Here is a 12,759-nt window from a genome sequence, read left to right as displayed (position 1 = left end):
CTATTTTGAGCGCGATGCCCGGCGCCCGGCGCGCCACCGCATCAGCACCGCAAACGCCACGACAAGACCCACCAGGATCAGAAGCCCGAGTTCGACGCGCTGGATTTGCGAGGACAGGCCCGACAGCGCGCGGCCGAATCCCCAGCCCAACCCGGCGATCAGCGGAGCCCACAACAGGGCACCGATGGCGTTGAACAGCGCAAAGCGCCACGGCGGCACCCCGGCGGTGCCGATGATGATGGGCCCGGCAATCCTGAGGCCATACAAGAAACGCACGCCGACGATGGCCCAGTGCGGATAGCGCCGCAACAGATCCGCCACGCGGGGGAATTGCGCCGCCAACCGGGGGAAGCGCGCAAGCAGGCGCGCACCCCACAGACGGCCGATCCAGTAGAAGCTCTGATCCCCTGCGGTCGCGGCCACGGCCGCCACCGCAGCCACCAGCCACCAGTCGAGCAAACCCGCGTGCGCGGCGTAGCCGGCCGCCAGGAGCACGGTCTCGCCCTCGGCAAAGGCGCCGATGGCCACCGCCGCATAACCCCAGTCCTGGATCCACTGCTCAACCAAGCAAGGCCTCCGTTGCATTCCGCATGCGTCCAACAGCATGCATGGCCATGATGGCACGCATTGGCGCGCATATGCGGCATGCATAAAAAAACCGGCCACCGGCCGGTTCTTGAACCAAGCGCGCCAAAGGCACGCCCAAGTCGTGTTTACAGCGGACGGATCTGCGAAGCCTGGGGACCCTTGGGGCCTTGCTTCACGGTGAATTCCACGCGCTGATTTTCTTGCAGGGTGCGGAAACCCTTGGATTGGATTTCGCTGAAGTGGGCGAACAGATCTTCGCCACCCTCGTCGGGTTTGATAAAGCCGAAACCCTTGCTTTCATTGAACCATTTCACGATGCCGGTGGGCATAATCATCCTTTCGAATCTTGAACATTAAGAAGAATGCAAATCTTCAACAAGCCCAGCCGGTTTATCGATCACCAATCAACCCTAACTGTGGGCAAAAGCCCGTCTTGAAGCGACTGCAGGGCTTACTATACACCGAACGGCGCGTTTGCAAGACCTTCCGCCGACGGCCCCTCAAAATCCCCAGCAGCCCCTGTGTGCAGCGTTGCCCGAGCGCGACACGCCAGCGCTGACGTTCCGACACGAATCCCACTCTATGCAGGTTTTTCGCGGGTTTCACCATGCCGCACTGAATACCCCGAGCGCCGTGTGCATCGGCAACTTCGACGGCGTCCACCGTGGGCATCAGGCCATGCTCGCCCTGCTGGTCAACGAAGCCCGGCACCGGGAACTGGCGGCCAGCGTGCTGACCTTCGAGCCCCATCCGCGCGATTACTTTGCGCAGATCCAAGGGCACCCGGAGCTGGCGCCCAGACGTGTCTCGGGACTGCGCGACAAACTCGCGGAACTGGCCCGTTGCGGCGTGGATCGTGCCGTGGTGCTGCGCTTCGACCAGAAACTGGCCGCGCTGCCCGCGCAGGATTTCATCCAGCGTGTCCTGCTGGAGGGCTTGCACGCGCGCTATGTCCTGGTGGGCGACGATTTCCGTTTCGGCGCTGGCCGCGCAGGAGACTACGCGCTGCTTGACGCGCAAGGCCTGCGCCTGGGGTTCGACGTGGCGCGCATGAACGCCTACGAAGTACATGGCCAGCGCGTCTCCAGTTCGGCGGTGCGGCAGGCTCTGGCACGCGGCGACATGAGCCTGGCGGAAAGTCTGCTGGACCGCCCCTACGCGATGTCCGGCCATGTCCAACACGGCCGCAAGCTGGGGCGTGCGCTGGGTTTTCCCACGCTGAACCTGCGGGTGGCCCATGCGCGACCTGCCGCGCAGGGCATCTTCGCCGTATGCGTGCATGGCCTCGGCGAGCGGCCGCTCCAGGGCGTGGCCAGCCTGGGCCTGCGGCCCACCGTCGACAACTCCGGACGGGTGCTGCTGGAGATCCATGTGCTCGACTGGGCCGGGGATGCCTACGGTAAACTCGTACGCGTGGATCTGCTGCACAAACTGCGCGACGAAGCGCGCTACGACTCCCTGCCAGCCCTGACCGAAGCCATCGCGGCCGACGTGCGGCAGGCGCGCGCCTGGTTCGCCACCATCGAGCGCCATACCAGCTGCTCCCGAATTTGACGCGAGCGCCCGCCATCGCGCCGCGGCGCCCAGGATGCCGCCGGGTCCGCCGTCAACCAAACCCACAAACGCTTGCGCGCGCCGCGCCGCCGCGCTCCCCGACATGACCGACTCCAAGCCCGACTACCGTTCCACGCTCAACCTGCCCGACACGGCCTTTCCGATGCGCGGCGACCTGCCCAAGCGCGAGCCCGGCTGGATTGCGCAGTGGGAGCGCGATGGCGTGTACCAGCGTCTGCGTGCGGCCCGAGCCGAACGCCCGAAGTTCATCCTGCACGACGGTCCGCCCTACGCCAACGGTCAGATCCACATGGGCCACGCCGTGAACAAGGTGCTCAAGGACATGATCACCAAGTCGCGCCAGCTCGCCGGATTCGACGCGCTGTACATCCCGGGCTGGGACTGCCACGGTCTGCCGATCGAGAACGCCATCGAGAAGAAATACGGCCGCAACTTGAGCCGCGACGACATGCAGGCCAAGAGCCGGGCCTACGCCGCCGAGCAAATCGCGCAGCAGATGGCGGACTTCAAGCGCCTTGGCATCCTCGGTGATTGGGACCACCCCTACCGCACCATGGACCCGGCCAACGAGGCCGGCGAGATCCGCGCCTTCAAGCGTGTCATCGAGCGCGGCTTCGTCTACCGCGGCCTCAAGCCGGTGCACTGGTGTTTCGACTGCCATTCCTCGCTGGCCGAGTTCGAGATCGAGTACGCCGACAAGAAATCCCAGACCCTCGATGTCGGTTTCCTGTGCGCCGAGCCCGCCAAGCTGGCGGCCGCGTTCGGCCTGCCCGCGCTGGACCAGGACGCCTACGCCGTCATCTGGACCACCACGGCTTGGACCCTGCCCGCCAACCAGGCGCTCAACCTCAACCCCGAACTCGACTACTGCCTGGTGGATACCGCGCGCGGCATGCTGCTGCTGGCCGCCGCGCGAGTCCAGGACTGCCTGCAGCGCTACGGCCTGGAAGGCCGCGTCGCCGCCACCACCAAGGGAAAGAGCCTGGCCGGCATCAACTTCCACCATCCGCTCGCAGCCGTCGATCCGGGCTACGACAGGCTCAGCCCGGTTTACCTCGCCGATTACGCCACGGCCGACGACGGCACCGGCATCGTGCACTCCTCGCCCGCCTATGGCCTGGACGACTTCAACTCCTGCCTCGCCCACGGCATGCGCATCGAGGACATCCTCAACCCCGTCCAGGGCGACGGAATGTACGCCGCCGACCTGCCCCTGTTCGGCGGCATGCAGATCTGGAAGGCGGCGCCGGTCATCACCGATGCCCTGCGCCGGGCCGGCAGGCTGTTCGCGACGCGGGACATCCTGCACAGCTACCCGCATTGCTGGCGCCACAAAACCCCCGTGATCTACCGCGCCGCGGCGCAATGGTTCATCCGCATGGACGAGGGCGAAGGCGTGTTCACCAAGGACAAGGCGCCCAAGACCCTGCGGCAGATGGCGCTGGACGCCATCGACCACACCGGCTTCTATCCCGAGAACGGGCGCGCCCGGCTGCGCGACATGATCGCCAACCGGCCCGACTGGTGCATCTCGCGCCAGCGTGCCTGGGGCGTGCCGCTGCCCTTCTTTCTACACAAGGACACGGGCGAGCTGCACCCGCGCACCATGGACATCCTGGACCAGGCGGCAAGCCTCGTCGAGCAAGGTGGGATCGAGGCCTGGAGCCGGGTCACGGCCGAGGACATCCTCGGCCCCGGCGACGCGCCGCACTACATCAAGAGCAGCGACATCCTCGAGGTCTGGTTCGACTCGGGTTCGACCTTTTTCCACGTCCTGCGCGGCACCCACCCCGAGGCCCATCACGAAACGGGCCCCGAAGCCGATCTCTACCTGGAAGGCCACGACCAGCACCGCGGCTGGTTCCACAGCTCGCTGCTGCTGGCCTGCGCCCTGGAAGGCCGCGCGCCCTACAAGAGCCTGCTGACCCATGGCTTCACCGTCGACAGCCAGGGCCGCAAGATGAGCAAGTCGCTGGGCAATGGCGTCGATCCGCTGGAAACCAGCAAGAAGCTCGGCGCCGAAATCATTCGCCTGTGGGTGGCCTCCAGCGACTACTCGGGCGACATCGCCGGCGACGACAAGATCCTCGCCCGCGTCGTCGACAGCTACCGCCGCGTGCGCAACACCCTGCGCTTCCTGCTCGCCAACGTGGCCGATTTCGACCCCGCCAGCCAAGCCGTTCCGCTGGAGCAGATGCTGGAGATCGACCGCTGGGCGCTGGCGCGAACCGCCGAATTCCAGGCCTCGGTGCTGCAGCACTACGAAGCCTACGAATTCCATCCGGTCGTGGCCAAGCTGCTCATCTTCTGCTCCGAAGACCTGGGCGGCTTCTACCTGGACGTGCTCAAGGACCGGCTCTACACCACCCCGGCCCGCAGCCTGGCGCGGCGCAGCGCCCAGACCGCGCTGTGGCATCTCACCCACGCCATGCTGCGCTGGATCGCGCCCTTCCTCAGCTTCACCGCCGAAGAGGCGTGGGCCCACTTCGCCCCGCAGCGCGCAGCCGAGACCGGCACGCTGTTCGTCGAAACCTATCACCCGGTCCCCGTGCCCGCCGATGCCGAGCCCCTGCTCGCCAAATGGTCGCGCCTGCGCGCCATTCGCGACGAGGTCAACCGCGCGGTGGAGGCCGTGCGCGCCGAAGGCCGGCTGGGTTCCTCGCTGCAGGCCTGGGTCAAGCTCACCGCACCCGCGGATGACCTTGCCCTGCTCTCCAGCCTGGGCGATGAATTGAAGTTCGCCTTCATCACCTCGCGCGTGCAGCTGCAAGCCGGCACCGAACTCGCGGTGCAGGTCGACCCGGCGGCCGCGACCAAGTGCGAGCGCTGCTGGCACTGGGAGACGGACGTGGGCGCCGACCCCGCCAACCCGGGCATCTGCGCACGCTGCGTGAGCAATCTGCAGGGGCCGGGCGAAACACGCCGCCATGCCTGAACGGCCGGGCGGCGTGTTTCGTCCGCTCCGCACCACACTCCACACAGACCTCCACCATCGAGCACGGCCCACGATGAACCCGCCTGCCAACACCTCAGCTTCCAGCCCCGCACGCCCTGCGCGAGGCCGCGTCTGGCCATGGCTGGCGACCTCGGCCCTGGTCCTCGTGCTCGATCAGTGGACCAAATGGCTGATCCAGCAGAATCTACCCATCAACGCCAGTCTGCCCGTCACGGGGTTCTTCAATCTCGTGCACTACGAAAACCCGGGCGCTGCGTTCTCCTTCCTCGCCGCCGCGGACGGCTGGCAGCGCTGGCTGTTCACCGGCCTGGCCCTGGCCGCTTCGGCGCTCATCGTCTGGCTGCTGTTTCGCCATCGCGGCAGGACCCTGTTCAGCCTGGCCCTCGCGCTGATCCTGGGCGGCGCCCTGGGGAATGTGGTGGACCGGCTGGTCTGGGGCCATGTCACCGATTTCCTGGACTTCTACATCACCGTCGGTGGCCGGTCGTGGCACTGGCCTGCGTTCAACGTCGCCGACAGCTCCATCACCGTGGGCGCGATGCTGCTGCTGGCGGATGAATGGCTGCGTTCCCGCGCAGCGCGGCACGCAACCTTGCCGCGCTGACGCACGCGGCCGCGGTCCGCGGACTGCGCGAACGCCCTCTTGCGCGCCTGGCGGGACGGACATAACCTCGTTGCCGGCGAGGTTGTTCGCCGCCCAGACCCGGGGAAGCGTTCGATGAGTCCGGAAGAAGCCCAGCATCAGACACTGTCCAGCGCAAGCGCACACCGCGTGACGGTCTGCACGCTGACCTGGCGCGACCCGTTCGTGTGGCTGCGCGCCGCCTGGGGCGACATGCTGCGCTGCCCCGCCGTGAGCCTGAGCTACGGGCTGATGTTCACGCTGCTGGTCTGGGCGCTGGGCCTGAGCTTCCTGCGCCGCCCCGAGTACACCTTGATGCTGGGAAGCGCGCTGTTGTTGCTGGGCCCCGCGCTGGCCATGGGCCTGATCGAGGCCAGCCGCTGCTGCGAAGCCGGCATCAAACCCAAGCTGCGGCCCTGCCTGGCATGCTGGTGGAAAACCAGATCCAGCGTGGCGCTGTTCGCCGTGCTGCTGCTGGTCATCGAATTGCTGTGGGCGCGGGCTTCGCTGCTGGTGTTCGCCCTGTCGTTCGACACCACGGTTCCCGAAGGCCATGCGCTGGACATCCTGCTCGATCCGGCCAACCTGGGCTTCGTGCTCGCCTATCTGGGCGTGGGCGCCGCGTTCGCGGCGCTGGCGTTCGCCATCTGCGCGGTGTCCATCCCCCTGATGCTGGACCGCCCGGTGGACGCCATCACCGCCGCCATCACCAGTTTGCGCGCCTGCCTCGAACATCCGTTCGTGATGCTGGGCTGGGGCTTGCTCATCGCCGCCGTCACGCTGCTCGCCTTGCTGCCCCTAGGCCTGGGCCTGATGCTGGCCTGGCCCCTGGTGGGGCATGCCAGCTGGCATGCCTACCGTGGCATCGTCTGCCCGCAGACCTTGGCTGGCGCGTAACCCGCCCGATGCCGCCGCGCCCGGGCGCGGCTCAAGGCAACAGGACGATGCTTCCGGTGGTGGCGCGCGCCTCCAAGGCCGCGTGCGCCTGCGCTGCGTCGCGCAAGGCAAAGCGCTGTCCGATCAAGGGTTTGACCTGGCCCGAGCGCACCATGTCGAACAGCTCCTGCGCCATCTGCTCCAGGGTGGCCCGGTCGGCGATGTGGGTCATCAGCGTCGGTCGCGTCACGTACAAGGAGCCCTTGGCCGCCAGATCGGTGAGCGTCACCGGAGGCACGGGGCCGGATGCGTTGCCGAAGCTCACCATCAGGCCGAACGGCTGCAGGCAGGCGAGCGAGCGCTCCCAGGTGTCGCGCCCGACCGAGTCGTACACCACGGCCACGCCCTTGTCGTCGGTGAGTTCCTTCACACGCGAAACCAGGTCCTCGGTGCGGTAATTGATGCAGTGGGCATAGCCGTTTTTCAGCGCGAGCTGGCATTTCTCGTCGCTGCCGGCGGTGCCGATGAGCTTCACGCCCAGCGCCCGCGCCCATTGCCCAGCGATCAGCCCCACGCCCCCGGCAGCCGCATGGAACAGGGCCACGTCGCCAGCCTGCAGCTTGCGCGTGCGGCGCAGCAGGAACTGCGCGGTCAGGCCCTTGAGCATCATCGCGGCAGCGGTGTCGAAGGCAATGTCGTCGGGCAGCTTCACCAGCACCCGCGCCGGCATCACCCGCGCCTGCGCGTAGGCGCCAGTCGGTCCGTTGCAGTAGGCCACGCGATCGCCAGGTTTGAGGTGATCGACCCCATCACCCACCGCCTCGACCGTGCCTGCCGCCTCCAGGCCGATGCCGGCCGGAAGCTGAAGGGGGTACAACCCAGTGCGGTGATAGACGTCGATGAAATTCACGCCGATGGCGCCGTGGCGCACGCGAACCTCGCCGGGTCCGGGGTCGCTCAGGTTCACGTCCTGCCACTGCAGCACTTCGGGTCCGCCGGTACGCTCGATGCGTATGGCATGCGTCATGGTCATGGTGGTCTCCAAGAATGTGTTGTCAGCCCTGCATTGTGCCCACGCCGCCATGAAATTGCAGGCGCGCAGTTCGCCCGGGGTTCACCCGGAGCGTGCCCCGCCACCAGCCCGCAAGGCAGCCAGCAGCAAGGCTGCGGCCGCCATCGCGGCACCGGCGCCGAACGCGGCCTGCGCGCCGAAACGCTGCCATAACCAGCCGGCGCCGAGGCCGGCCAGCAGTTGCAGCAGGCCGATGATGAGGTAGTACAAACCAAATGCGGTGCCGCGCAACGCGATGGGCGCGCTAGCTGCCACCGCGGCGGCGAACACGCCCTGCGTCAGGCCCAGGTGCAGACCATACAGGGCCACGCCCAGCCACAACGCAGGCATGCCGGGCAAAGCCAGCAACAACATCGACACCAGCAAGACGGCCATGCCGGTCAACAGCGGAACGCGGCGCCCATAGCGCTGAGCGAGCAGGCCCGACGGATAGGCGCTGAGTGCATAGACCAGACTGAAAGCCAGCGTGACCAGCGGAATCCACAGCAACGCCACGCCCTGCTGCTGGGCGCGCAGCACCAGAAATGCCTCGGACAACCTGGCGAGCGTGAAAACCCCGGCCATCGCCACCACGCCCCAGTAAGCCGGCNCGTCAGGCCCAGGTGCAGACCATACAGGGCCACGCCCAGCCACAACGCAGGCATGCCGGGCAAAGCCAGCAACAACATCGACACCAGCAAGACGGCCATGCCGGTCAACAGCGGAACGCGGCGCCCATAGCGCTGAGCGAGCAGGCCCGACGGATAGGCGCTGAGTGCATAGACCAGACTGAAAGCCAGCGTGACCAGCGGAATCCACAGCAACGCCACGCCCTGCTGCTGGGCGCGCAGCACCAGAAATGCCTCGGACAACCTGGCGAGCGTGAAAACCCCGGCCATCGCCACCACGCCCCAGTAAGCCGGCGGCAAGGCACGCGCCGCGGCAAAGCGCTGGGCCCGACCGGCCCCCGCGTCCCGGACGCGCGGCGCGCGCGCGCGCAGGCCATCGGGTTCGCGCACGCCGAGGGCGAGAATGCCGACCGCGACGAGGGCGGGCAACACGCCGAACCACAGCAGCAGGCGCAGCCGGTCGTGCAGCCACCACAGCAGCGCGATGGCGGCCAGCGGGCCGAGAAAAGCGCCCACCGTGTCCATGCTCTGGCGCAAGCCGTAGGCGGCGTTGCGCAAGGGCTCGGGCGTGGCGTCGGCCAGCAGGGCATCGCGCGGCGCGCCGCGAATGCCCTTGCCGATACGATCGATGAAGCGCGCGGCGATCACCTCCGCAGCGCCCGAGGCCAGGGGGAACAAGGGCTTGGTCAATGCCGACAGGCCATAGCCCAGAACCGCCAGAACCTTGCGCTTGCCCAGCCGGTCCGACAATGCCCCGGAAAAGGCTTTGAGCACCGAAGCCGTCGCTTCGGCGATGCCCTCCACGAATCCCACCGTCAGCACGCTCAGCCCCAGCACCGTGGTCATGTACACGGGCAGCACGGCGTGGATGAGCTCCGACGACATGTCCATGAACAAGCTCACCCAGCCGAGGAGCCAGACGGTACGCGGCAGGCGCGTCGAGGCGGGGGTCTGCGAAGGATGACGGGACATGCCGAACGAGAGAGCTTGGAACGCTGGGTTAAGCGCAGTCTAAGACCCCGCGGCGATACTCATGCTTGGTCAACGCGGGGCTGCGGCACAATGCCCCACATCCATCCTGCCATTCCAAGCCCATGCGACTGCTGCTCGTTGAAGACGACGTGATGATCGGCGAAAGCGTGCTCGATGCCTTGCGCGGCGAAGGCTACGCGGTGGACTGGGTGCGCGACGGCCCGATGGCCGACGCCGCGTGGAGCTCCGAGCACTATGACCTCGTGCTGCTCGATCTGGGCTTGCCCAAGCTCGACGGCCTGCAGGTGCTGCGTCGCGCCCGCGCGCGGCATGACCGTACGCCCGTACTCGTGGCCACCGCGCGCGATGCCGTGCAGGATCGCATCGGCGGCCTCGATGCGGGGGCCGACGACTATGTGCTCAAGCCCTACGATCTGGACGAACTCCAGGCCCGCATCCGCGCCCTGCTGCGCCGCTCCGCCGGACGCGCCGAGCCCGTGTTCGAGCATGGCCCGGTACGCCTGAATCCGGCCACGCACGAAGCCGCCCTCAACGGCCAGCCCGTCCAGCTGTCGCAACGCGAATGGGCCGTGCTTGAGGCCTTGATCACGCGGCCCGGAGTCATCCTCTCGCGCACCCAGCTGGAAGAAAAACTCTACAGCTGGAAGGACGAGATTTCCAGCAATGCCGTGGAGGTATACGTGCACAGCCTGCGCAAGAAACTCGGCGCCGACTTCATCCGCAACGTGCGTGGCATGGGCTATGTGATCGCCCGCGAAGCACAGGATCCCGCCCCCGGCGCCGGGAGCGCTGCCAACACCGACCAGCCCAAGGCCGAGCGCCGCACCGACGGCGCTTCCGCCGGAGACCGCGATTGAAATCCCTGCGCGCGCAACTGCTGGTGCTGCTGACGGCCGCCGTGCTGCTGGCGGCCATCGTGCAGGCCGTGGTGGTGTTCAACAACGCGATGCGCGAGGCCGACGCGGTGTTCGACTACCACCTGCAGCAACTGGCCCTGTCGCTGGCCAGCGGCGACCTGGGCCTGCCCGGCTTCGGCCCCGGCGGCCATGCGCGCGACGACGTGGACTACGTGGTGCAGGTCTGGTCGCCCGACGGGCAGCGCATCTATGTTTCGCGCCCGCGCCTCGAGTTGCCGGACCAGGCCGTGCTCGGCTACGCCAATGTGAACGTCGGCACGCAGCAATGGCGCGTGTTCTCCATGCAGGCGGGGGGACGCACCATCCAGGTCGCGCAACCCCTGCTCAGCCGCCGCGCCCTCGCCCTGACCTTTGCCTTCAGCTCGGTGTGGCCCATGCTGCTCATCGCCCCGATCCTGCTGCTGGCCGTGGCCTGGGTCGTGCGCCGCTCGCTCAAGCCGTTGCGCGCGCTGTCGCAGGAACTGGAAAACCGCGCGGCCACCTCGTTCGACCCGCTGGAGCCGCAGGCCGTGATGCTCGAGATGCAACCCGTGGTGCGCGCGATGAATGGCCTGTTCGCCCGCACCCGCCAGGCCTTCGACACGCAGCAGATGTTCGTGGCGGACGCCGCGCACGAACTGCGCTCTCCGCTGGCCGCGCTCAAGGTGCAGATCCAGATGCTCGGCCGCGCGCACGACGACGCCGCGCGCCAGCTCGCGCTGCAGCGCCTGGGTTCGGGCCTGGACCGCGCCACGCACCTCGTGGAGCAACTGCTGGCCCTGGCCCGCGCCGACTCCGGCGGGCAGGAGTCGGTGGAGCCCACCTCGCTCACCCAGGCCGCGCGGCTGGCTTTGTCCGACACCTTCGAGCTGGCGCAGATCCGCGGCGTGGACGCCGGACTGGAACAGGCCGATGAAATCACGGTGGAGGCGCCGCCCAACGGCCTGCGCATGCTGGCGCGCAACCTGGTGGACAACGCCCTGCGCTACACCCCCGCGGGCGGGCGTGTCGACCTGCGCGTGCGACGCGAAGGCGGCTGCGCCGTACTGGAGGTGGACGATTCGGGTCCCGGCATTCCGCCGGAAGAACGGCCGCGCGTGTTCGACCGCTTCTATCGCCGCGAAACCTCGCCACCGGGCGGCAGCGGCTTGGGTCTGGCCATCGTCAAGACCGTGGCCGACCGCAGCCGGGCGCAAATCAGCCTGCTCGACTCCCCCCTCGGGGGCCTGCGCGTGCGGGTGTTGTTTGGCTGCCCGGAACAAGGGTCGCCAACCCATGTTCCGGGCGCCGTCACAGCCTGAACGCAGGGCTCAGGTGGCTTGCGCGTCGAGATCGAAAGCTTTGTGCAAGGCACGCACGGCAAGCTCGAGATACTTCTCCTCGATCAGCACCGAAACCTTGATCTCCGAGGTGGAGATCATCTGGATGTTGATGCCTTCCTCGGCCAGGGTGCGGAACATCTTGCTGGCCACTCCGGCGTGCGAGCGCATGCCCACGCCGACGACGGACACCTTGCAGGCCTTGGGGTCGCCAATGATGTCCTTGGCCCCGATATGCGCCTGGATGCTGGTCTTGAGGATGTCCAGGGTGCGCGCGTAGTCGTTGCGGCCCACGGTGAAGGAGAAATCGGTGAAGCCGTCCACGCTCTGATTCTGCACGATCATGTCGACGTCGATGTTCGCCCCGCCGACCGCACTCAGGATCTGGTAGGCGATGCCGGGGCGGTCGGGCACGCCCACGACGGTGATCTTGGCTTCATCGCGGGCGAAGGCGATGCCGGAGACGACGGCTCGTTCCATGGTCTGGTCTTCCTCGAAAGTGATGAGTGTGCCGCTGTGCATTTCCTGCTCGAGCGGAATGTCCCAGGGCGTGAGGCTGGAGAGCACGCGCAGGCGCACACGGTATTTGCCGGCGAACTCCACCGAGCGTATCTGCAGCACCTTGGAGCCCAGGCTGGCCATCTCCAGCATTTCCTCGAAGGTGATAGTGGCCATCTTGCTGGCTTCGGGCACCACGCGCGGATCGGTGGTGTAGACCCCGTCCACGTCGGTGTAGATCTGGCATTCGTCGGCGCCGAGCGCAGCCGCCAGCGCCACCCCGGAGGTGTCCGAGCCGCCGCGTCCGAGCGTGGTGATATTGCCGTCGGGGTCGATGCCCTGAAAGCCGGCGACCACCACGATCATGCCGCGCTCCAGGTCGGCGCGCATGCGCTCCTGGTCGATCGACTCGATGCGGGCCTTGGTGAAGGCGCTGTTGGTGTGCACGCCGACTTGGAAGCCCGTGTAGCTGCGCGCCTCGCGCCCCAGCGACTTGATCGCCATGGACAGCAGGCCGATGGTGACCTGTTCGCCGGTGCTGGCCACCACGTCGAGCTCGCGCGGATCGGGATCGGGCTGGATTTCCTTGGCCAGGCCGATGAGCCGGTTGGTCTCGCCCGACATCGCGGACACCACGACCACGACCTGATGCCCGGCGTCCGCCCATTTGATGACGCGACGGGCCACGTTCTTGATGCGTTCGACGGAGCCGACCGAGGTACCGCCGTATTTCTGGACGATGAGCGCCATGTTTGG

Annotated in this window: 11 protein-coding genes and 1 pseudogene; 6 read left to right on the top strand and 6 right to left on the bottom strand. The window is 67.5% G+C overall.

Annotation, left to right across the window (positions count from 1 at the left end; translation table 11 throughout):
- Positions 1-567, bottom strand: coding sequence for a DedA family protein (locus tag THIARS_RS09215; RefSeq protein ID WP_094160453.1), 567 nt, complete (start codon positions 565-567; stop codon positions 1-3).
- Positions 568-713: 146 nt separating this feature from the next.
- On the bottom strand, positions 714-917 hold the full coding sequence (locus THIARS_RS09210; protein ID WP_094160452.1) for a cold-shock protein: 204 nt from the start codon (positions 915-917) through the stop codon (positions 714-716).
- 253 nt (positions 918-1,170) lie between these two features.
- On the opposite strand from THIARS_RS09210, the gene THIARS_RS09205 reads away from it, so the two are divergent.
- From THIARS_RS09205 to THIARS_RS09190, 4 genes are all read left to right on the top strand, one after another.
- On the top strand, positions 1,171-2,142 hold the full coding sequence (locus THIARS_RS09205; protein ID WP_094160451.1) for a bifunctional riboflavin kinase/FAD synthetase: 972 nt from the start codon (positions 1,171-1,173) through the stop codon (positions 2,140-2,142).
- 103 nt (positions 2,143-2,245) lie between these two features.
- Positions 2,246-5,098 carry an isoleucine--tRNA ligase gene (gene ileS, locus THIARS_RS09200; RefSeq protein WP_094160450.1) on the top strand — a complete coding sequence of 951 codons (2,853 nt, stop codon included), beginning with the start codon at positions 2,246-2,248 and terminating at the stop codon, positions 5,096-5,098.
- Positions 5,099-5,171: 73 nt separating this feature from the next.
- On the top strand, positions 5,172-5,723 hold the full coding sequence (gene lspA, locus THIARS_RS09195; protein ID WP_094160449.1) for a signal peptidase II: 552 nt from the start codon (positions 5,172-5,174) through the stop codon (positions 5,721-5,723).
- Positions 5,724-5,837: 114 nt separating this feature from the next.
- Positions 5,838-6,638 carry a DUF2189 domain-containing protein gene (locus THIARS_RS09190; RefSeq protein WP_094160448.1) on the top strand — a complete coding sequence of 267 codons (801 nt, stop codon included), beginning with the start codon at positions 5,838-5,840 and terminating at the stop codon, positions 6,636-6,638.
- Positions 6,639-6,669: 31 nt separating this feature from the next.
- On the opposite strand, the gene THIARS_RS09185 is transcribed toward THIARS_RS09190, so the two are convergent.
- From THIARS_RS09185 to THIARS_RS09175, 3 genes and pseudogenes are all read right to left on the bottom strand, one after another.
- Positions 6,670-7,644, bottom strand: a complete 975-nt coding sequence (locus THIARS_RS09185; protein ID WP_094160738.1) for a quinone oxidoreductase family protein — start codon at positions 7,642-7,644, stop codon at positions 6,670-6,672.
- An 87-nt stretch (positions 7,645-7,731) separates the two neighbouring features.
- Positions 7,732-8,253, bottom strand: coding sequence for an MFS transporter (locus THIARS_RS09180; RefSeq protein WP_094160447.1), 522 nt, complete (start codon positions 8,251-8,253; stop codon positions 7,732-7,734).
- A gap of 41 nt (positions 8,254-8,294) precedes the next feature.
- A pseudogene (locus tag THIARS_RS09175) lies at positions 8,295-9,188 on the bottom strand (MFS transporter); the annotation flags it as partial.
- Positions 9,189-9,391: 203 nt separating this feature from the next.
- Here THIARS_RS09175 and THIARS_RS09170 point away from each other — a divergent pair.
- Together THIARS_RS09170 and THIARS_RS09165 are read left to right on the top strand one after the other, a co-directional pair.
- On the top strand, positions 9,392-10,147 hold the full coding sequence (locus THIARS_RS09170) for a response regulator (RefSeq protein ID WP_094160445.1): 756 nt from the start codon (positions 9,392-9,394) through the stop codon (positions 10,145-10,147).
- Entirely contained in the window at positions 10,144-11,487 is a 1,344-nt protein-coding gene (locus THIARS_RS09165) for an ATP-binding protein (RefSeq protein ID WP_094160444.1), read from the top strand. Before THIARS_RS09170 ends, THIARS_RS09165 begins: the two co-directional genes overlap by 4 nt.
- 9 nt (positions 11,488-11,496) lie before the next feature.
- Here THIARS_RS09165 and THIARS_RS09160 read toward each other — a convergent pair whose 3' ends face one another.
- Positions 11,497-12,753 carry an aspartate kinase gene (locus THIARS_RS09160; RefSeq protein WP_094160443.1) on the bottom strand — a complete coding sequence of 419 codons (1,257 nt, stop codon included), beginning with the start codon at positions 12,751-12,753 and terminating at the stop codon, positions 11,497-11,499.
- Between the last annotated feature and the right edge of the window lie 6 nt (positions 12,754-12,759).

Origin of the sequence: Thiomonas delicata (assembly GCF_900088825.1) — a bacterium.
GTDB lineage: Bacteria > Pseudomonadota > Gammaproteobacteria > Burkholderiales > Burkholderiaceae_C > Thiomonas_A > Thiomonas_A delicata.
The sequence above is the reverse complement of the archived record's forward strand: the minus strand, read 5'-3'. Positions and strand labels throughout refer to the sequence as shown.

Bases quoted from the DNA above. Each gene is read 5' to 3' on its own strand.
- THIARS_RS09210 (WP_094160452.1), bottom strand. From the start codon at position 917: ATGCCCACCGGCATCGTGAAATGGTTCAATGAAAGCAAGGGTTTCGGC.
- THIARS_RS09205 (WP_094160451.1), top strand. From the start codon at position 1,171: ATGCAGGTTTTTCGCGGGTTTCACCATGCCGCACTGAATACCCCGAGC.
- ileS (WP_094160450.1), top strand. From the start codon at position 2,246: ATGACCGACTCCAAGCCCGACTACCGTTCCACGCTCAACCTGCCCGAC.
- lspA (WP_094160449.1), top strand. From the start codon at position 5,172: ATGAACCCGCCTGCCAACACCTCAGCTTCCAGCCCCGCACGCCCTGCG.
- THIARS_RS09190 (WP_094160448.1), top strand. From the start codon at position 5,838: ATGAGTCCGGAAGAAGCCCAGCATCAGACACTGTCCAGCGCAAGCGCA.
- THIARS_RS09185 (WP_094160738.1), bottom strand. From the start codon at position 7,644: ATGACGCATGCCATACGCATCGAGCGTACCGGCGGACCCGAAGTGCTG.
- THIARS_RS09180 (WP_094160447.1), bottom strand. From the start codon at position 8,253: ATGGCCGGGGTTTTCACGCTCGCCAGGTTGTCCGAGGCATTTCTGGTG.
- THIARS_RS09170 (WP_094160445.1), top strand. From the start codon at position 9,392: ATGCGACTGCTGCTCGTTGAAGACGACGTGATGATCGGCGAAAGCGTG.
- THIARS_RS09160 (WP_094160443.1), bottom strand. From the start codon at position 12,753: ATGGCGCTCATCGTCCAGAAATACGGCGGTACCTCGGTCGGCTCCGTC.